22 protein-coding genes and 1 pseudogene are annotated in these 17,965 nt (G+C 31.5%); 18 read left to right on the forward strand and 5 right to left on the reverse strand.

Annotated elements, in window-relative coordinates; genetic code table 11:
• Positions 1-50 precede the first annotated feature (50 nt).
• The 8 genes from GMD4S_RS11015 (at position 51) to GMD4S_RS11050 (ending at position 6,300) form a co-directional block, all read left to right on the forward strand.
• Positions 51-908: an ImmA/IrrE family metallo-endopeptidase gene (locus GMD4S_RS11015; protein WP_000344041.1), complete on the forward strand. Its 858-nt coding sequence runs from the start codon at positions 51-53 to the stop codon at positions 906-908.
• 8 nt (positions 909-916) lie between these two features.
• Positions 917-1,603: an XRE family transcriptional regulator gene (locus GMD4S_RS11020; RefSeq protein WP_000284659.1), complete on the forward strand. Its 687-nt coding sequence runs from the start codon at positions 917-919 to the stop codon at positions 1,601-1,603.
• A gap of 3 nt (positions 1,604-1,606) precedes the next feature.
• Entirely contained in the window at positions 1,607-3,022 is a 1,416-nt protein-coding gene (locus tag GMD4S_RS11025; RefSeq protein ID WP_000511335.1) for a Y-family DNA polymerase, read from the forward strand.
• On the forward strand, positions 3,019-3,381 hold the full coding sequence (locus tag GMD4S_RS11030) for a hypothetical protein (RefSeq protein ID WP_000567226.1): 363 nt from the start codon (positions 3,019-3,021) through the stop codon (positions 3,379-3,381). The genes GMD4S_RS11025 and GMD4S_RS11030 overlap by 4 nt, the downstream gene beginning before the upstream one ends.
• Positions 3,374-3,655, forward strand: a complete 282-nt coding sequence (locus tag GMD4S_RS11035) for a DUF5960 family protein (protein ID WP_000087382.1) — start codon at positions 3,374-3,376, stop codon at positions 3,653-3,655. Before GMD4S_RS11030 ends, GMD4S_RS11035 begins: the two co-directional genes overlap by 8 nt.
• Before the next feature lie 139 nt (positions 3,656-3,794).
• Entirely contained in the window at positions 3,795-4,145 is a 351-nt protein-coding gene (locus GMD4S_RS11040) for a restriction endonuclease (RefSeq protein WP_008282466.1), read from the forward strand.
• On the forward strand, positions 4,129-4,830 hold the full coding sequence (locus GMD4S_RS11045) for an SMODS-associated NUDIX domain-containing protein (RefSeq protein WP_000404289.1): 702 nt from the start codon (positions 4,129-4,131) through the stop codon (positions 4,828-4,830). The genes GMD4S_RS11040 and GMD4S_RS11045 overlap by 17 nt, the downstream gene beginning before the upstream one ends.
• 12 nt (positions 4,831-4,842) lie before the next feature.
• Positions 4,843-6,300, forward strand: coding sequence for a nucleotidyltransferase (locus GMD4S_RS11050; RefSeq protein ID WP_000129936.1), 1,458 nt, complete (start codon positions 4,843-4,845; stop codon positions 6,298-6,300).
• 191 nt (positions 6,301-6,491) lie between these two features.
• Here the strand turns inward: GMD4S_RS11050 and GMD4S_RS11055 are convergent, their stop codons facing one another.
• On the reverse strand, positions 6,492-6,689 hold the full coding sequence (locus GMD4S_RS11055) for a hypothetical protein (protein WP_000793099.1): 198 nt from the start codon (positions 6,687-6,689) through the stop codon (positions 6,492-6,494).
• Between the two features lie 186 nt (positions 6,690-6,875).
• A complete protein-coding gene (locus GMD4S_RS11060; protein ID WP_000819423.1) occupies positions 6,876-7,238 on the reverse strand; it encodes a hypothetical protein in 363 nt (120 codons plus the stop codon).
• A 232-nt stretch (positions 7,239-7,470) separates the two neighbouring features.
• Here GMD4S_RS11060 and GMD4S_RS11065 point away from each other — a divergent pair, with 232 nt between their 5' ends.
• The 4 genes from GMD4S_RS11065 to GMD4S_RS11080 are packed head-to-tail and all read left to right on the forward strand — an operon-like array spanning position 7,471 to position 9,964.
• Complete coding sequence (locus tag GMD4S_RS11065; RefSeq protein ID WP_000752836.1) at positions 7,471-8,094, forward strand: hypothetical protein; 624 nt, start codon at positions 7,471-7,473, stop codon at positions 8,092-8,094.
• Position 8,095: 1 nt separating this feature from the next.
• Positions 8,096-8,818 (forward strand): hypothetical protein, encoded by a 723-nt coding sequence (locus GMD4S_RS11070; protein WP_001083556.1) that lies wholly within the window; start codon positions 8,096-8,098, stop codon positions 8,816-8,818.
• Entirely contained in the window at positions 8,815-9,048 is a 234-nt protein-coding gene (locus tag GMD4S_RS11075; protein WP_001008296.1) for a hypothetical protein, read from the forward strand. Before GMD4S_RS11070 ends, GMD4S_RS11075 begins: the two co-directional genes overlap by 4 nt.
• Complete coding sequence (locus tag GMD4S_RS11080) at positions 9,023-9,964, forward strand: hypothetical protein (protein WP_000619428.1); 942 nt, start codon at positions 9,023-9,025, stop codon at positions 9,962-9,964. Before GMD4S_RS11075 ends, GMD4S_RS11080 begins: the two co-directional genes overlap by 26 nt.
• An 838-nt stretch (positions 9,965-10,802) precedes the next feature.
• On the opposite strand, the gene GMD4S_RS11090 is transcribed toward GMD4S_RS11080, so the two are convergent.
• From GMD4S_RS11090 to GMD4S_RS11100, 3 genes are all read right to left on the reverse strand, one after another.
• A complete protein-coding gene (locus GMD4S_RS11090) occupies positions 10,803-11,666 on the reverse strand; it encodes an HNH endonuclease (protein WP_000185763.1) in 864 nt (287 codons plus the stop codon).
• Positions 11,667-11,863: 197 nt separating this feature from the next.
• Positions 11,864-12,664: a DNA-methyltransferase gene (locus tag GMD4S_RS11095; protein ID WP_000755287.1), complete on the reverse strand. Its 801-nt coding sequence runs from the start codon at positions 12,662-12,664 to the stop codon at positions 11,864-11,866.
• Between the two features lie 2 nt (positions 12,665-12,666).
• A complete protein-coding gene (locus GMD4S_RS11100; protein WP_001182267.1) occupies positions 12,667-13,509 on the reverse strand; it encodes a DNA adenine methylase in 843 nt (280 codons plus the stop codon).
• Positions 13,510-13,680: 171 nt separating this feature from the next.
• Between GMD4S_RS11100 and GMD4S_RS11105 the strand changes: the two genes are divergently transcribed.
• The 6 genes and pseudogenes from GMD4S_RS11105 to GMD4S_RS13830 all read left to right on the forward strand — a co-directional run.
• Positions 13,681-14,337, forward strand: a complete 657-nt coding sequence (locus tag GMD4S_RS11105; RefSeq protein WP_000766070.1) for a MutH/Sau3AI family endonuclease — start codon at positions 13,681-13,683, stop codon at positions 14,335-14,337.
• Between the two features lie 15 nt (positions 14,338-14,352).
• Complete coding sequence (locus GMD4S_RS11110; protein WP_001288894.1) at positions 14,353-15,354, forward strand: hypothetical protein; 1,002 nt, start codon at positions 14,353-14,355, stop codon at positions 15,352-15,354.
• Between the two features lie 567 nt (positions 15,355-15,921).
• Positions 15,922-16,455 carry a hypothetical protein gene (locus GMD4S_RS11115; protein ID WP_000064905.1) on the forward strand — a complete coding sequence of 178 codons (534 nt, stop codon included), beginning with the start codon at positions 15,922-15,924 and terminating at the stop codon, positions 16,453-16,455.
• Positions 16,456-16,464: 9 nt separating this feature from the next.
• Positions 16,465-16,830: a hypothetical protein gene (locus tag GMD4S_RS11120; RefSeq protein ID WP_008282470.1), complete on the forward strand. Its 366-nt coding sequence runs from the start codon at positions 16,465-16,467 to the stop codon at positions 16,828-16,830.
• 182 nt (positions 16,831-17,012) lie between these two features.
• Positions 17,013-17,714 carry a DUF7004 family protein gene (locus GMD4S_RS11125; RefSeq protein ID WP_000264479.1) on the forward strand — a complete coding sequence of 234 codons (702 nt, stop codon included), beginning with the start codon at positions 17,013-17,015 and terminating at the stop codon, positions 17,712-17,714.
• Positions 17,715-17,823: 109 nt separating this feature from the next.
• A pseudogene (locus GMD4S_RS13830) lies at positions 17,824-17,928 on the forward strand (30S ribosomal protein S9); the annotation flags it as partial.
• Positions 17,929-17,965 lie beyond the last annotated feature (37 nt).

The following is a 17,965-nucleotide window of genomic DNA, read 5'->3' on the forward strand; positions in this document are numbered from 1 at the left end:
CATTCTGGTTTAGTTTGTCAGATGTTGAGATTTAAAGGAGGTGTTATTCATTGGATGAATTATATTTACGAGTAAGTGAAATCACAAAACAAACCCTCTACTTTTTTATGAAAAAGGAGGAAATTTCGATTCTGAATTATCACTTTCACTATTATTTTGCTTATTGCATTCATGAGAATAACATTCAAGTCATCAGTCACCACTTTTCAAATCATAAAATTGAAGGTTTGACAGTTATTGATAAACTAGGGACGAGTTTTTCCTATGAGCAAGACAATCCAGTGACCAAGCGTCACTTTACCTTGTGTCATGAATTAGGCCACTTTATCTTGAAACACGATGGTTCTTATTTTACAGAATCAGTGGATAATCAGGAATCTATTATAGAGAGAGAAGCCAATGTATTTTCAGCTATTGTTCTGATGCCTGATATTGTGCTATTATCCAAGATTTACTACTCTTGCGATTCTTTCCAAAAGATCAAAGAGGATCTAGAAGTTTCAAAGCAGGCACTTTATTTTCGGCTGATTGACTTGTTGAGAGTTTATCAAGTGGATACTGAATCAGCCATCAAGCAGGCAGTAGATGAATACCTAGACGGTCAAAACGCCTCCCTTCACCATTACTTTCATAAGCTGAAAAAAATATTGATTGAAGAGTTCAATCAATATCAACCCTCGCTTATAGCACGGCTAAAGAAGAGATTGAAACAAACCAATTTCGTGACGAGTCAAGAACTACCAGAATTGCTTGACCAGACACGATGGGATGAAATCAGGAAGATAAAGTATTTTAAAGTGTGGCTTGTTTACAATAAGGGAAAATCTTTAGCTTACGTGTGGGATAGCAACAAACTATCAGAGACAGAAGCTAGAAGAAAGGCAAATTTAGAATTATTAGTCATGTGAGGAGAAACATGTATCAACCAGAAAAATTAAAAGCTCGGAGGAAAGAGCTAAAACTAACACAAAAAGATATTGCAGATAAGCTAGGAATTAGCTATCAAGCCTATTCTGCTTGGGAACGTGGAGTCAAAGAACCTTCTACTGAGAAAGTGGCATTATTAGAGAAACTTTTGAACGTCCCCAAAGGCTATTTCACTGAGATAGAGATTGTCAGACTCTATAATGTCCTCTCACCCAATGGAAAAGAACAAGTTGTGTCTTATGCTCGTGACTTAGTTACAGAAGAACAGAATAAGAAGGTGGTCCCTATTGCTGAACCACGTTATGAATATCGGGTCTATGAAGAAATGTCTGCTGGTCTTGGAGCCACTATCTATGGAGAAAAAGAATACGATACGGTCTACTATAATGAGGAGTTAGGACATGATTTCGCCTCTTGGGTTTCAGGGGACTCTATGGATCCTAAATACCCGAATGGATCCGTTGCCCTTATTCGTGAGACAGGCTTTGATTATAATGGGGCAGTTTATGCAGTTGTTTGGAATGAGCAGACCTATATCAAGCGTGTCTACTTGGAAGAAGACGGCTTACGCCTCGTTTCCATCAATAAAAAATACAAAGACAAATTTGCTCCTTATGACGATGATCCTCGGATTGTCGGAAAAATTGTCGGAAACTTTATGCCTCTGGAGGACTAGGTTATGGGAATCATTGACTATTCAAAAGAGCCTGTCAGTGATATTGCCTTTATTGATATGAAATCCTTCTATGCAAGCGTTGAGTGTGTGGATCGAGGGCTTCATCCTCTTAAAACCTCCCTCTGCGTGATGAGTCGAGCGGATAATTCTGCTGGATTAATATTGGCATCATCACCTATGTTTAAGAAAGTATTTGGAAAAAAGAATGTTGGTCGGGCTTATGATTTACCTTTTGACGTTAAAACCAGAAAATTTTCTTTCTATAATGCAAAAAAACAGGGACTTCCAACGGATCCAGACTTTGTACGCTATATTGAGGAATGGGCGAAGACCACCTTTATCGTTCCACCTCGAATGGACAAGTACATTGAGGTTAATATGGAAATACAACGAGTTTTCAAAGATTACGGTAGCCCCAATGAAATATACCCTTATTCAATTGATGAGGGATTTATTGACCTAACGACTTCTCTTAACTACTTTGTTAGCGATCAGACCATATCCCGAAAAGATAAATTGGATATGATTTCTGCTAAGATTCAAAAGGATATTTGGCGAAAGACAGGTATTTACTCAACTGTGGGTATGTCAAATAGTAATCCCTTGCTTGCTAAGCTAGCCCTAGACAATGAAGCTAAGAAAATGCCCACCATGCGTGCTAATTGGTCTTATGAAGACGTAGAAAGCAAGGTTTGGGCAATTCCTAATATGACGGATTTTTGGGGGATTGGTCATCGTATGGAAAAGAGATTAAATGACCTGGGAATCTTTTCTGTTAAGGAACTTGCTAATAGTAATCCCGACTTACTAAAAAAGTCTTTGGGAGTAGTAGGGCTACGTCTCTGGTTTTACGCAAATGGAGTAGATGAAAGCAATGTTAATAATCCATATAAACCAAAGAGCACTGGACTAGGTAACTCCCAAGTCTTACCAAGAGATTATGTCAAGCAACGGGATATTGAGATTGTTCTTCGAGAGATGGCAGAACAGGTTGCTATTCGTCTTAGACGAGCAGGTAAGAAAACAACTGTCGTCTCTGTTCATGTAGGCTATTCCAAACAGGAAAATAAAAAATCAATTAACACACAAAAAAAGATTGAACCAACTAATCATACGGACACGCTAACTAATGTAGTTTTACAGTTATTTCATCAGAAATACAGTTCAGGTGCTGTAAGGAACATTGCCGTTAACTATTCGGGTTTGGTGGATGAATCGTTTGGACTCATTTCTTTATTTGATGATGTTGAAAAAATAGAAAAAGAAGAAAGGCTCCAATCAGCGATTGACAGCATACGAGATCAGTTTGGGTTCACTTCACTTTTAAAAGCCAATGCGCTTGAGTCAGCATCAAGAAGCATCGCTAGAAGTAAACTAATTGGAGGTCATTCTGCTGGTGGACTAGATGGTTTAAAATGATTGATCGTTCCTATTTACCCTATCAGTCAGCCCGAGAATATCAAGACTCAGGTATGCAAAAATGGATGGGCTTCTTTTTATCTGAACATACCACGTCACTAGGAGAAGAAAAATATCGTGTCGATCTAACCAGTGACTTGAACAGAACAGAAAAACTATTATTACTTTCTCAGCTCTATGTTGGGAATTTAAAGGGGCGCTTTATAGTCAAACAAAAAGCTAAAAAAACAACCTTAATTGGGGAGGTGGGGGAAATTGCAGTAAAGGCAATATCCATCAAAACACTTGAAGGATGCCAACTGATTGAAGTGGAAGACATCCTGGACATTCAACTATTAGAAGAGGTTGTCTATGAGTAGAAAAGAACTTTATGAAAATAAATTGCAGATGGATTACTTCTCAGAAGGCTATATCCGATTCGAAGAAGACTTCCAAAAATATTCAGCGATGAATGTGCCTTTGACCTTCTTAATTGATGACATCCTAAGAACAATGGCAATGAATCAGAAAAACTACTTCAAACTTAATAAAGAGAATTCTAAAGATGGATGGAACCATTATTTTTACTTCCGAATAGAAAGTGGACAAGATAGTAACTTAATCAGAAAATATTGGTATATAGGTTCAAAATAGCATTACTATGCAGTTAATGCTATTTTTTTGAACTTTAAAAGGTTATAATAGTTCTAACTATGATCAGCTATGGGGCATTTAGTTAAGTACTGACATACTTAAACAATCCTATAGGTCTCTTGGCATACAGGAGAAGCGTATGACTTTTGAAGCACTAATTGCACAAATTGATGAATTAGCGGAAACACAACTTGGTCGCGGGACCTATTTTGAATATCTAGTACGTGCATGTTTAAAGAATGAACCAACCTACAAGAATGAATTCATAGGTGTTTGGATGTTGGCTGATGTCCCAGATAGCTATAGAATTCCTAAAATCGATATAGGCGTAGACTTAGTGGCGAAGAAGCATACTGGTGAACTGGAGCTATTCAGACTAAATTTTATAATCATAGTAACCAAAAGTCAGACATTGATTCCTTCCTCGGTGAACTTGGTCAATAGTCTACGAAGTTTGAAGTGGAGGAGTAGTTTTGGAGATATTACATGACTTAATTGTTAATCTAATTGTTGCGGTTATTACTTTTCTTGTATCGACAATATTTAATAATAGACGTAGAATTAAAATATGGTCTCAATCTCTTATTCGATGGAACAAAGATATAAGATTGAGTTGTGCTTACCTATTTCAAATTAAACAGACTAATGGCCGCTATTTGCTGATAAAAGGGAGAAGAATAGACCAATATCAACCTATAGGAGGTGTTTATAAATATCATGATTCCTTCAAAGGGCTAAAAGAAGAATTAGAGTTGAAAGATGAATCTGAGACTCGATTTTATGAAGGTGGAGATCTAAGATTAATAACAAAAGGGAAGCACCTTGTACAGTTTATTAACTGGTTTGATACGAGAAAAAATAGGGAAGTAACTGTAATTAGAGAGCTTATTGAAGAATTAGAACCTGCTGGAATTTCTATAGAGGACCTAGTAACAAAGTCGCAAGTTGAATATCTAAAAACTGTCAAAGAACCAATCATGTTTTCAACTTACTTTCAAATGGATGAATTAAAAATATTTGACATTTTTGAAGCAAGAATACCTACAGAAATATTAGACAAAGTATTAGAAAATGATGATTATTTTCTAATAGAGGCTGAGGATATAGAAAAAAATTGTTTTGCTAAAGACGGACTTTCTAAAAAGATTTCTGCAACCTCGAAGTATATTGTTTAGGAGGAAGATACTTTGACAGATATTACTATCTCAAAAGAGATTAAATCAATTATGGAAGAATTGGATGTTTCGTATTCGAAATATGAAATAGCTACTAATAGGTACAATTCTATTGCTAACTATATCAAAAATTCAGAACTTAGCAAAAATAGCCCAGATATATACTTGCAAGGATCGTTTAAATTGGGAACAGCCATCAAGCCATTAACAGAAGATGGAGCTTTTGATATTGATATAGTTTGCAACTTCACAAAGTTAAGAAGAAACGACCAATCTCAATATTCTTTGAAAAATAATCTTGGGGAAATTGTTAAGAGTTACGCTAAGGCTCAGTCAATGTCCAGTGGGCCAGAGGAAAGCAAACGCTGCTGGACATTAAAATATGTTGATGAAAGCAATTTTCATATAGACATACTGCCGTCAGTCCCTTTAAACGAAAAAAATGATGGGTTTATAGCAATCACGGATAAAACTCATGAAAACTATTTTGAAATTACTTCTAATTGGGAGACAAGTAACCCAAAAGAGTACGCTAAGTGGTTTAGAGATCTTTCAAAGTTCGCTATCTATCATAAAGAAGTTGCTAAAAGATTTTCTGCATCTATTGAAAAAGTTCCTGAATATAGAGTTAGAACTCCCTTGCAAAGGATTGTTCAAATCTTGAAAAGACATGCTGAGGTTTGTTTTGAAAAAGATATTGAATATAAACCAAGTTCTATAATCATCACGACATTAGCAGCAAAGCAATATCAGGCTGCCAGTACAATTTATAGTGATTTTTTAGATATTATAAACTATGTTATTGAACACTTGAAGGATGCTATTGATTTTAGAGATGGAAAACCTTGTGTATATAATCCTGTAAATAAGGACGAAGTTCTATCTAATAAATGGGATAAAGATAGTAGCTATTTTGAAGCATTTGAAAAATGGTTGGAACAACTTAAATTAGATTTTAATGTAGGAAATTATAATTTATCTTATTTAGATAAAATAAAATTTATAAGGACTAGCTTATTTAAGAATAGTGGAGAACAATTCCCAATTGTTAATGTCAATTCTATAAGTCATCATCAAAATTCAAAATGGAAAGAGTTTTTGATAGAAGATGTATCAATAAAGGCAAGTTATCTATATAAAGGATTTAGGTGGAAAAAGATTGAAAGCGGAACAAAATTGAATAAACATGGTAGTCTTAAATTTGAAGTACAGGCTAATAGTATACTAGGGTATGAGATTTGGTGGCAAGTGACAAATACAGGCAGGGAAGCTGAATTAGCAAATTCTTTACGAGGTGGATTTTACAATTCTGAGTTAGTAGAAGGTAAAAGAGTTAGAAAAGAAAGTACTCTTTACACTGGTAGACATTATGTAGAAGCATATCTAGTCAAGAATGGAATTTGTTATGGGAAAAGTATTCCGTTTGAGATTATTATAACCGATAAATTTTCAATGGATTTTGCACATTGACGGAGATTAACCGGTAAGCTGTTTATTTGATATTTCCCTTCCTTCAATCAAACTCATTCTAAATTTTTGAATGAAAAAGATGTCGGACTTTGTTGATAATCGAGATAAAGCTAATCTAAAATTACTTGAAACCCAGACTTGTGAAAATGGATTTTACAAAAAGTATGAACTAGAATTTAGTGAAATATGTTTCAAAACACTTCCTCCCTATCCAAGTTCGGATAGGGTTTTTCATCGTTTATAACTCGTTTTAGTATCTCGACACTTTCCATCAGATGGAAGATGTCAATTTTTCTTCTACGATCATCAGCATTTTTTTCTATATTCTCGCAATGTCGTTTGATATGCCATAAGGATTTTTGAATGTTATCTTCTTTTAAATTTTTCATACTCCTATCTTATCAGATAAACGTTCAAAAATAATGTTTATTTCCTCAAATGATCAAAATATAGTCTGAAAAGCACTAAAAAATAAATAAAGAGAAATCTTTGACCTTATTTTTAGAGAGATAACAAAAACGCTTCAAAATTAAAGCGTTTTTGTTGTATAAAGACTAACGAATAGCTTGAAAATTTTACTTATTGTTGTATTTCTTCAAGGCATTTTTATATGCTTCACTGTCCTTTTTGTAATAGTCTTGTTTCGTTCCTGAAATATCGACAGTGAACACGCCATCTTCAAAGGTGTAGCTCTCTTTTCGACTAATGATATTTGAGCCCGTCAATTCGATTGTTGAATTATCTTTATCAATTGTAAAAGCATCAGCCTCTCCTTTATTGATAGTTCCTTTGTTACCTGAAATGGTAAAAGCGACTTCATTTCTACTCTCGTTTATCCAATAGTATTCACCATCTAAAGAATTACTTGATTGGTTGGAACATGCAATTAATAAAATTGCAGATAGAGACACTAAAAGTAATGTGATAAATCTTTTCATTTGCTTAACTCCTTTTCTTGTATTATATCAAAGAAATATTACAGATGTAATACAGTAATTTTTTAAGGTTGGTTTACTTCTTTCGGGAAAATAGTTATTTTTCGGAAAAAAATATTTATAGTTGATACCGTGTATTATGGTATAATCGATATGTAAGCGTTTTATCAAAAGGTAAAACTAAACGATTTTGACGATTATAAATTTTATTAATTCTTAGTTTATGAGGTTGATTATGGCAGATGAAAATATATTTGTAATGGCTGGGGGAACAGGACTATCTTCCCCCTTCCTCAATACGATTGAAAATAAAATATCAAAAGATGTTATTATTTCAGCATTAAAAGAAGAGAATAAAGATTTAGAAGATATTACTGAAAGTGAAGAAGAGTCATTCTCTATCTGGGGATATAGCGAATTTGATAATAATTTAAAAAATAACCCTCCACAAAAGGGTGACATTGTGTTTATTACAAGTAATAACGCAGCAATATATATAGCAACAATTTTAGAAGTTTCTGAGTCTAATGTTTTAAATTACATTTGGGCAGGAAGACAGAGTTGGAAGTACAAACTTATATTCGAAAATGTAATTCGGATATTTATCCCTTATCCTAAAAGTGGAAAAAAAGAAAAGTGGTTTGAGGAACATTCTTTTTCTCCAGGCGTATCTAATATTAAGAAAGTTATAGAGTGTTATAAAAATGGTATAGGCTTTAGACGAATTATTGATTTGGATGATAAAATAGGACCTATTCAAGGTGCTTTAAAACTTGGAATAAGTAAAGATAAAGTCTTAGGAAACTTTTCTGAATATTGTATTAAAACTAATTTTGAATGTATAGTGAAGGAGATTTAAAATGAATTCAGATTATAAGATCCCTATAAAATTTAGTCTTAAAAATGTTGGTGGCAGTTTTAATTACTATGATAAAATTGATTCACTACATTGTATTGTTGGGGAAAACGGTGTAGGGAAAACAAGATTGTTAAATTCTATAATTGAGAAAAATAGTAGTAATTTTCTAGATATATCGTATGAGAGTGGGACTGATGAAGGTAAATATTCTGTTGTAAAATTTTCTGCTTCGGTAGAGTTGGGAGACTCAAAAAAATTGAGAGATTATTCTTTTGATGTTTCAACCTCAGCGATGTTAAGAAAAATGAATCTAATATATTTAAATAGAGAGGATTCAATTAATCAAGTTAAAGTAATAATTGAAGATTTTAAAAAAGAAAAGTCACATAATAAAGATAGTGGGAAATTAAATGATCTAATTAAGTTTTCTAATAAAAGACTATGTATAAAATTAACTCCAGCTGGCGAAGGAATACATAAATACAAAAAATCTTATTTTAGCGGAGACCCATTAAAAAAATATTTAAATAAAAGTTTAAAAAGAGTAGAAAAGATTTTAGAAAAAAATTTTCAAGATAGGAATTCGAGGATTATAACAAATATTTTAATTATGAAATTTTTTTCAGTCCTTACGAATGAGATTATAGAAATTGGAATGACTCTTAGTGATAAGAGAATGGAGAAATTATATAGTTCTAAGGTTTTGTTAAGAAATATAACTTGAACTTTGATGAAAAAATCCCTACAGAAAAGATCAAACAATTTTTTGAAGACTTTGTAGAGAGCATTGGAGAGGATATAATTCGTAAACATTTAAAACTACAAATAAGAAATGCAAATTGGAGTGAAGAAGTTGATCAAATTTCAAAATATGAACAACAAATAAAATGGTATCAAGATCAAATAAAAAAAATTCAAGAAGGAAAAAATGATAAGAATAACGACATTATATAGCGAAAGGGAATTGGAAAGATATTATGACTATATTTTAAGTCAAAACTCTAGAATTCTTGCCCCAAATGGTATAGGTACATTTGTAGTAAATTTATTAAATGAAATACTTGAAAAGCAAAATAAGACGGAGCGCGTAACAGATTTTAAGAGTTTACTTACTATGCCATTTGATGAACTTGAAAATCTTCATGATGCTATAAATAGTGATAGATCTCAGGATATAATGAATAACAAAGTAAATTCTAAAAAGTTAAATACTTTTAGAAACTATTACACAAGATTTTTTACTAAAAAGATTGAGTGTCCTGAAAATGAAATTAAGAAAAATAATATTAGTCTAATTCAGGACTTAGGTATCACAGTTTGTCCCTACTGCAATCGAAATTATATTAATTCTCGTGATGATAGTTCTGGTTGTGAATTTGATCATTACTATGATAAACAAACTTACCCTTTCTTTGCGTTAAGTTTATATAATTTAATCCCATCTTGCAGTACGTGTAACAGAATAAAAAACAGTAAAAGTTATGACTTTTGTCCTTTTAAAGTTAATTCTGATGAAGAAGTTATGTTTAAGGTGGATCTATCAAGTGATTCTTCCAAGTTACAGTTATATTTTGGTGACAAATCTCAAGAAAATAATGTTTTAAAATTAGAAGATGCTTATGAAATTCATGAAAAAGATGTTGCTGAAATGTTTAGGAAAGAGACGGAATATTGTAAAGAATATCGTGATTATTTAATTAATCTTTTGGGAGATAGAGGTAATATAGGAAAGGAATTTTCAGAAGAATTTTTCGATTATATGATATTTGGAGAGATTGCAAATGATGGTTTTAATGATTATTTAAATTACCCGCTTTCAAAATTAAAAAAAGATACCTATGATTATATAGTGCAGCTGAGAGCCGAATAAACCAATTTTTCATTAATAATTTATAATCAGAAGAACTATTCATTTATTTAGAGAGGATAATTCATTGCATTCGATTTAGATATAATGGAACTTATTCTTCAAATGTGCTTCACTTCTCAGACTGATGATGCTGTAGAACCATCTAGTGAATGGCTAGAATTTTTGTAAAAGCTCTATATGAAAATATATCTGGAGAGAGTTTTGGAGTACCAATGTATAGTTTTGTAAATGAACATAGTGAACTCACAATTATACCGACTGAACCATAGAAAAGAGACCTTGTCAAACCAGGTTTTAAACAAGTTCGTAAAGCATCACAATTCTCAAAATGTGGGTCAGCATGAATATATCAACGTTTACATACATCCAGGAGGAATCTCTTGGGTGCTTTTTTATTTGATAAAGCTTATAACTAGATTTAAAGTTGCTGGTAGTTATAAAAGTGTAATAAATATTTTAAAATACGTCATCTATTTCCAAATTTGGATAGGGCTTTTCATTGTTCAAAATTCGACTTAGTGTTTCAACACTAGATTTCAAATGTAATAACTCAGTTTTGCTCAATTCATTTTCATAATTGTTCTCTATATTTATACAATGACGCTTAATATGCCATAATGCTCGTTGAATATTTTTTTCTTTTAAAGTTTTCATGACTATATCATAATATAACCAATATCAAAATAGAATTTTTTTCTCAATTGTTCAAAATTTAACCTGAACTGTGCTAATGGAACTACGCTTTTAATTGGGTAGCTTATTATTAATTTATTTCAGCTGAAGTATAAAATTAAATGTTTTAATAAAAAAAGCAAGCATTTATAGCTTGCTTAAGAAATTAAAGATTCCGATCCTGGACTTTACGAAGTAGTTTTTCTTTGTCTTCTTCAAGTTCAAGTTGATGAATTTTAGCGTGGCAATTTGGACAAACTGCAATTGCATTTTCAATTGTGTCTTCGCCGCCTCTTGATAAGTACTCAATATGGTGAACATGTAAAAATGGTTTACCCTTTACTTCAAAGGGAGCTTTATTATCACATAATTGACAAATTCCATTAGCATGTTCCTTTACATATTCTTTTATTTCTGGAGAACGTTCATGGGTAAAAGTAGATACTTTTCTAACAAGATGTTTATTTTTATTTAATTTGCTTTTTTCAATTGCTAATTCTTTAATTTCCTGAATAGTTTTACGTGATATTGATTTTTCTAATTTCTTTTTATTTTGTATTAATGTCTCATTATTTGGGCAATACTCTGAGGTTTTTAATTTTAGAGGGAATTTATAGACAATACGCTTATTATTATTTTTATCGGGTTCAGTTACATTGTAAGGTGGTTCAGCAAGTTTAACTATACCTGCATAGGTGTACTCCGTGTCCTTAAATACTTCAAATAAATGTACAGTAACACCGTTTTTAGCCGAATCCTTTAAAGTTCTATTCTGAGCAAAATCAAGTTTTTGATCACCTACTTGTCCCATTCCGGTATAGTGAAGCATATTATCTACCCATGTATCATGGTATATAGATTTACCTGTTTGTTTTGATATGAGAACGAGAGTATTAGTTGTATTTGATTTTCTCATACCACCTTGTTTGGAACATTTAAAAACTTTGGCAATAACGTCATTAGTATAGATGTTATTTATTTTCAAATCATCAATAGTCTTGATATTGCTAATATTCTGAGTGTTTGTCATAAAAACCTCCTAATCATACTACTAATTGTAGTATACCATAATTTGAATACATATGTTAAATTTCAGAGTTCAGTAGTTCTACTTGTTTTTAATATATAAAATTAATTTTTGGGACAGAAGAATATACTGTTAAACAGAAAAACTCTATGAATATTAGATAGTTTACTTTAAAACGACTTAGATTTATCTAAGCCGTTCTAAAATAAGTTAAATTCTGTGTTAGTGTTTATTATTCTATTCTTCGCTAATTCTACAAATTCAGATTCTTTTTCTATACCAATAAAATTACGATTAAGTTTTTTACAAGCAACTGCAGTAGTCCCGCTTCCCATAAAGGGGTCTAATATAAGTGCATTTTCTTTTGTAGAAGCTAAAAGTAGTCTTTCCAAAAGATACAAAGGTTTTTGTGTAGGGTGTTTTCCGAACTTTTTTTCTTTTGGTGAGGTAAGTGGCCCAGACCAAACATCTTTCATTTGTTTACCGTTATTGATTTCTCGCATTAGATCATAGTTGAAAAAATGTTTATTATTTTTAATATCTTTTTTAGCCCACAATACTGTCTCGGTACTGTGAGTGAAAGATCTTCTTGCTAAATTCGGCGGTGGATTGAGCTTCTGCCAAGTAATATTGTTGATAATTTTAAAGCCTTCTTGCTCTAGAGCCATGCCGATGGAGTATATGTTGTGAAGAGTACCACTAATCCAAATAGTACCATCATCAGTTAATACTCGTTTACATTTTTTAATCCAGTTTCTATTGAATTTGTGTTTTTCAGCAGTAGTTAGGCTCTTATCCCAATCCCCTTTATTTACACTAACTTGTTTTCCACCAGAATTTGTAAAGCCATCATTTGATAGAAAATATGGTGGATCAGCAAAGATGCAGTTGACCGATTTAGATTTTATTTTTTTTAATATTTCAAACGAATCTCCATTAACAAGAATAGTAGAATCATTTTCAAAATAAGGAGTAAAGTTTTTGGGAAATACTTTTTTCATTGTTAAACCTCAAGTTCATAATTTGTAATTATGACTTCTTTCCCAACTCTATTTTTAGCATCACTATTGATCATACGTTTAACATTGACTTCTTTGACATGAAAATCTTTGTATAAATCTCTGATGAACTCTGTATTATGATTGGTGAGAATACAGTAAACTCCATTTTTTGTTAATTTTTTAAAAAGGTTTGCTAAACGAATGTGTTCTTCCGTGCTGAAACCTTCTTTAGTGTAAGAATCAAAAGAAGTAGGATTTAGTGGAGCATAAGGAGAATCGAAGAAAACGAGGTCTCCTTTTTTTGCTTTAACAGCTGTTTTTTCGAAATCTTGATTGTAAATATCTACCGTTTGCAGAAATTGAGAAATTTGTACTAAATTATCTCGTTCATAAATGTTGATAGTAGTTTTTTGGTTAGATGGAACATTGAAAAGACCTTTAGAATTAACTCTGTATAGACCATTGAAACACGCTTTATTGAGATACAAGAAAAGGGCACTTCTATTTAAGGATTCATTATCATCAAAAATAATTTGGTTGAAATTATCTCGTTGTTGATAGTAGAATTCTTTGGCTTTTTCTTTATCGCCACACGAATTGTGCTCATTTTGGAGTTTATCCAGTAATGGAAATAATTTATCGAGGTTGTGTTTTATATCGTTATATGTCCCAATTAAGACGTGATTATTATCGCTGATAACTGAGTTTTTATGTTCTAATTCAAGGAGTAGAGCTCCACCACCGATAAAAGGTTCAAAATATTGATTGAAATTTGAGGGCATAATTTTTGTTAATTCGGGAATTAGTTGTCTTTTTCCACCCGCCCATTTTACAAAAGGTTGCAAGTGATAGACCTCCTTCTTAATTTTATTGATAGAACATTAGCAGGTTCTATTATATCAGATAATTAAAAGAATAGAAAATATCTGAAAAGTGATCTATAATAGATCAAATTGATTTTTGTTTGAAATGGATTGAGTTGATTTAAAAATAAAGATAGAATGGGGAATTCTGAAATGAAACTACATGAAGCTGAAAGAAAGTTGAATGAGATTGCCAATATTAAATTTAAAGACTTATTTACTGCCGGAGAATTGCAAACTATCATAGTTAATAAAGGCAAGACCGGACAACTTTTAGAATTAGCTTTAGGGATGCAACTATCCAACACAAATAGAGATTTTGAGGATGGGGAATTGAAGACTAATAAGTGTGACGAAACAGGCAAACCAAAAGAAACGATTTTTATTACTCAGGTTAGTAGCATGATCGATGATTTGTTGCAGAATATACCGTTTGAAGAAACATCACTTTTTGAAAAAATTGACAATATTTTGTATGTTCCCGTTTGTAAAGTCGGAGAACCAGCAGAATGGTCGTTTTTAGAGAGCATCCATGTTGATTTGAATGAAGAACGATTCTTTAGTTTGAGGGAACAACTACACAACGATTATGATACAATTTGTCAGTTGTTGAACCATCATATTGAAACCAGCGATGATGGATTTATCCATACTTCAAACGGGAAATTCATGCAAATAAGAAGCAAGGATTCTAAACCATATCATCCAATTTATTCAAATGTGTATGGTAGAGAGGTTTCGAACAAGAATCATGCTTTCTATTTTAAAAAGCAATTTGTAGGGGAAATCAGAAGAATCCTTGGTTTGTAATGTAGGAGATTTTTAATGTCTGAGTTTGTTATAAAAAAATATGGATATGCCTTCTTTACTTTTAAAGATGGAGAGTATACTATTGGTTGTTTTTCTTATAATGGGAAAGTCGTTATAAGAAAGAGACAAAATAGTGGCAGTTGTCAAATTGAGAAGAAAGATATTATGCGTATCTTGAACAATTTACTATCAGAAGATTCAATTGCTTCATTGTTAACGACAAACTTTAAAAACTTGTCAAAATACTTAGGTATACACTCTGATGGGTATGATTTACAAGGACTAATTACTGATATTGAGGGTTTAAAAATCGATAATATCGATTTCAGTAAAGAAGGTTTTTATCCACATTACTTATTGTTGAAACTGTTGGATAAAAAAGAATCTGTTCATGGATCACAAGAAACAACAAAAACTTATAATTTATATTTTAGATTCTTAAAACAAGTTGGTGCGATCCCAGAAAGTAGTAGGAGAAAAAAAGAATATCGGGATGTTAGCTACTCAAACCCAGATTACCATGCTAATGAATTGATTAAGGAAATTTTGATTTCTGATAAATATATCTTATATATACATCAAGGGTCCTTTTCTGAGTTTGATATGGTGCTAAAATATAGGGTTTTAAAAGATGGAGTATGGAGTAGGCTTCGTACTCCAAAACATATTCATTGGTCAGTAGATTTGGTTTTAAAAAAGCAAATTCAAAAAGAACTGTCAATTCATTTTATTGAAAAATTACTTGATTATTGGAATTCTATTGAAAGTCCTATGAAAACTAATGATGATAGGAATAGAATCATTCAAGAATGTATTTCTACTTCATTGGAAGAAGAATATAGAGAGTTGGATAGTATAGGTGAGTATCCGGTTGAGTTTTTATGGGTAATGGCGTTGCTTTTAATACAACAAGAAAAAGCTAACAACTTCAATGCGTTTATGTTTAAGGATTTATTAACTTCCTTGAAGGAAAATGATGAGATTTACAAAATTATTTCAACTGCAACACATAGATAAAAGCGAAGTGAAAGAAAATATTTTGAAGAGAATCAAGTGATTTAGATAAATTAAAAAGCCATTCAGTGTATATAAACTGAATGACTTTTCTTTTAGTTGTGTAATTCATTGTACTTCTAGAGTGCTTCTTTATAAGCATCAGCACCTTCTTTAGATGACACATCTTCAGTTGTTTTTACTATTGACGGTGAATCTGTAGTACTCTCCCTTCTCAATCGTACCTTCAGTATCTTTGATAGAGAATGACAACTCATTTCTTAGGTATTTTTCGGTATCAATCTAATAGTAGTTGCCATCTAGGTTGTATTGTGATGAACAAAAAATGAGAAGAAAAGCTGATAAGGGAAGAAGTAGGAGTGTTAAGATTTTTTTCATGATGAAATTCTCCTTTTCTACTATTTTGATAGATAACTCTACTTGAGTGTTTACACATAATTATTGACAGTATCAAAAATTCCGAATTGATCTAGAATTTTAGTCCAAAATGATCTATAATAGATCAAATTATATTTTAAAAAGCACTGTCATTATTATTTTGATAGGTTTTAAAGTGGGAAAAGGGGAGTTATGTCTAATCACGAAATTACTTATAGTTTTTCAAATAGTGGAACAAGAAATGAAGTACGAATGAGAGTGGTAGAGAAATTTTCACAAGAAGAAGCGGGTGTGGGAAGAGGAAATGATGCTTCTAAATACAAATATTTTGTTGAAACTTTAGAAAGTGGCGATAGAGTATATCTACAAAGACCTGCAAATTTACATAATGGTTTTGATTTTTTAGTTTGTGTCGAAAATATGAATTATTCAGAACCTAATAAACGAAAAAGAAACTATCCTAAACATACAGATTTTGGTTTAGACCTTCAAAAGAAAAAAGAGTCAGATCCAGAGATGTATAAAAAGTTATATGATTTACTACTAAAAGTTTTTGAGTGTGAAGAGATTACAGATTCTGAAATAAGAGCTATAACATTTAATATAGGCTATCCTACTGATCAAATTGTAAAAACGATTAAATGGTTATTTATTGAACAGGATATACGTTATTGGAACTATTCTGGAAGAAATATGACGTGGGGTGTTATACCCAAGAGAGACTAGGGTAAAAATATGAACAATAGAATACCCACTAAACATGGTGGTGGTTCAAAAACTAATAAAAATGGGTTATTGTTTGAACAAATTACGTCATTAGATGATGCTTTGGAAGAGGCAGGGATTGAAGTGATACAGCATAGAGTGTTTAAAAATAATGTTCTTATAGGCTATTCCGTTTCAAAATCAAAGTTGTATAGTATTTTTTTAAAACCAAGAGGAATAAATTATAAAGAATACAATTCAAAACAGTGGCAGCCAGATGAGTGCTTTATAAATGAACAAAATAAATTCGCCTATATTATTGACAAGAAATTTCAAAACTCTTCAGGAATTGTGGATGAAAAATTACTCGGGTGTCATTTAAAAAATGGAATATGAGAAATTATTTACTTCTTTAGGTTATAAGGTTAAATACTTCTGTGTTTTCAATGATTGGTTTAAACACGAACAATATGAAGATACAAAAAATTATATCAAGAAAATGGGATGTGATTACTTCTTTAATTCTATCCCACTAGATAAATTAAGTTTGTAGTAAAAATAAATGAAAGCAGGATTATATGTGGGGAAAACAAAATTATAGAGACTTCAATGAATTGAAAAAACCAATTCGGGAAATGGCAGTTTCAACTTCAGGAAATACAATAGTTTATAATCTTGGAAATAAAAAAGTAAATCCAGATAAATTTCAAGTTAGTCTTATTGAAGAAGTAAATAATGAAAAAAGAGCTTACAGTATGGGAGACGCTGATTATTTTAACATCATAAAAAAATACTATAAAGGGGATAACATCAAGGTAATAGACCTAGCAATAAAAACGTTCGTTAAGTTTATTGATAAAGCTGCAGGCTTCTATGATACCTACGGCAGTTCAGAGAAAGGGAAAGATTACTCGGGAAAATTTGATATTTATTCTGAAAATACTTTTGGATATCAAAATCAAGATATTATTGAAAAGATAAAGAAATTTCAAGAATGGTATTTATCTCAAGAAATTTCGGATGAAAATTCGGAGTTAGAAGAAGCGCTCATTATTATATTTTTAGCCATGATATCTGAGTGGTATTATTTAGGGAAATATAATAATAAGTCTAAGTGGCAGCATAGAGTAAAATTATTTGGTATTTATCAGGTAGAAACAGGCAAGCTTTCTCCTGAAGAAGCAGCTCAATGGTCAAAAAAAAGAGAAAATACTTCAAAATTTGGAGATTTATGTAGAAGTATGAAAATATTTGATAAAGAATTTTACTTAAAAAAATAATATTTTAAAACTATAATAGTGAGTTCAATTAAGAGGAGGTAGATTAGTTTATTCCCCTATTTAAGAAATATTGATTCAAATTTTATGAAATGAATCAGTAGATATCGTTCTGAAAAGACTTGGTATTACGCTGTTTTTAGCCCAAATGAAACTCATACTTTCCAAACCAGGTCTTAAGAAAGCTCGTAAAGCATCACAATTTAGTAAACGTTAATTCGAGAAAATTACTATACTTACAGAGAGCACCTTTC

This window comes from Streptococcus sp. GMD4S, assembly GCF_000296955.1.

Coding starts and splice junctions, on each gene's coding strand:
- GMD4S_RS11020 (WP_000284659.1), top strand. CDS start 917: ATGTATCAACCAGAAAAATTAAAAGCTCGGAGGAAAGAGCTAAAACTA.
- GMD4S_RS11025 (WP_000511335.1), top strand. CDS start 1,607: ATGGGAATCATTGACTATTCAAAAGAGCCTGTCAGTGATATTGCCTTT.
- GMD4S_RS11030 (WP_000567226.1), top strand. CDS start 3,019: ATGATTGATCGTTCCTATTTACCCTATCAGTCAGCCCGAGAATATCAA.
- GMD4S_RS11035 (WP_000087382.1), top strand. CDS start 3,374: ATGAGTAGAAAAGAACTTTATGAAAATAAATTGCAGATGGATTACTTC.
- GMD4S_RS11040 (WP_008282466.1), top strand. CDS start 3,795: ATGACTTTTGAAGCACTAATTGCACAAATTGATGAATTAGCGGAAACA.
- GMD4S_RS11055 (WP_000793099.1), bottom strand. CDS start 6,689: ATGAAAAATTTAAAAGAAGATAACATTCAAAAATCCTTATGGCATATC.
- GMD4S_RS11060 (WP_000819423.1), bottom strand. CDS start 7,238: ATGAAAAGATTTATCACATTACTTTTAGTGTCTCTATCTGCAATTTTA.
- GMD4S_RS11065 (WP_000752836.1), top strand. CDS start 7,471: ATGGCAGATGAAAATATATTTGTAATGGCTGGGGGAACAGGACTATCT.
- GMD4S_RS11070 (WP_001083556.1), top strand. CDS start 8,096: ATGAATTCAGATTATAAGATCCCTATAAAATTTAGTCTTAAAAATGTT.
- GMD4S_RS11080 (WP_000619428.1), top strand. CDS start 9,023: ATGATAAGAATAACGACATTATATAGCGAAAGGGAATTGGAAAGATAT.
- GMD4S_RS11090 (WP_000185763.1), bottom strand. CDS start 11,666: ATGACAAACACTCAGAATATTAGCAATATCAAGACTATTGATGATTTG.
- GMD4S_RS11095 (WP_000755287.1), bottom strand. CDS start 12,664: ATGAAAAAAGTATTTCCCAAAAACTTTACTCCTTATTTTGAAAATGAT.
- GMD4S_RS11105 (WP_000766070.1), top strand. CDS start 13,681: ATGAAACTACATGAAGCTGAAAGAAAGTTGAATGAGATTGCCAATATT.
- GMD4S_RS11110 (WP_001288894.1), top strand. CDS start 14,353: ATGTCTGAGTTTGTTATAAAAAAATATGGATATGCCTTCTTTACTTTT.
- GMD4S_RS11115 (WP_000064905.1), top strand. CDS start 15,922: ATGTCTAATCACGAAATTACTTATAGTTTTTCAAATAGTGGAACAAGA.
- GMD4S_RS11120 (WP_008282470.1), top strand. CDS start 16,465: ATGAACAATAGAATACCCACTAAACATGGTGGTGGTTCAAAAACTAAT.
- GMD4S_RS11125 (WP_000264479.1), top strand. CDS start 17,013: ATGTGGGGAAAACAAAATTATAGAGACTTCAATGAATTGAAAAAACCA.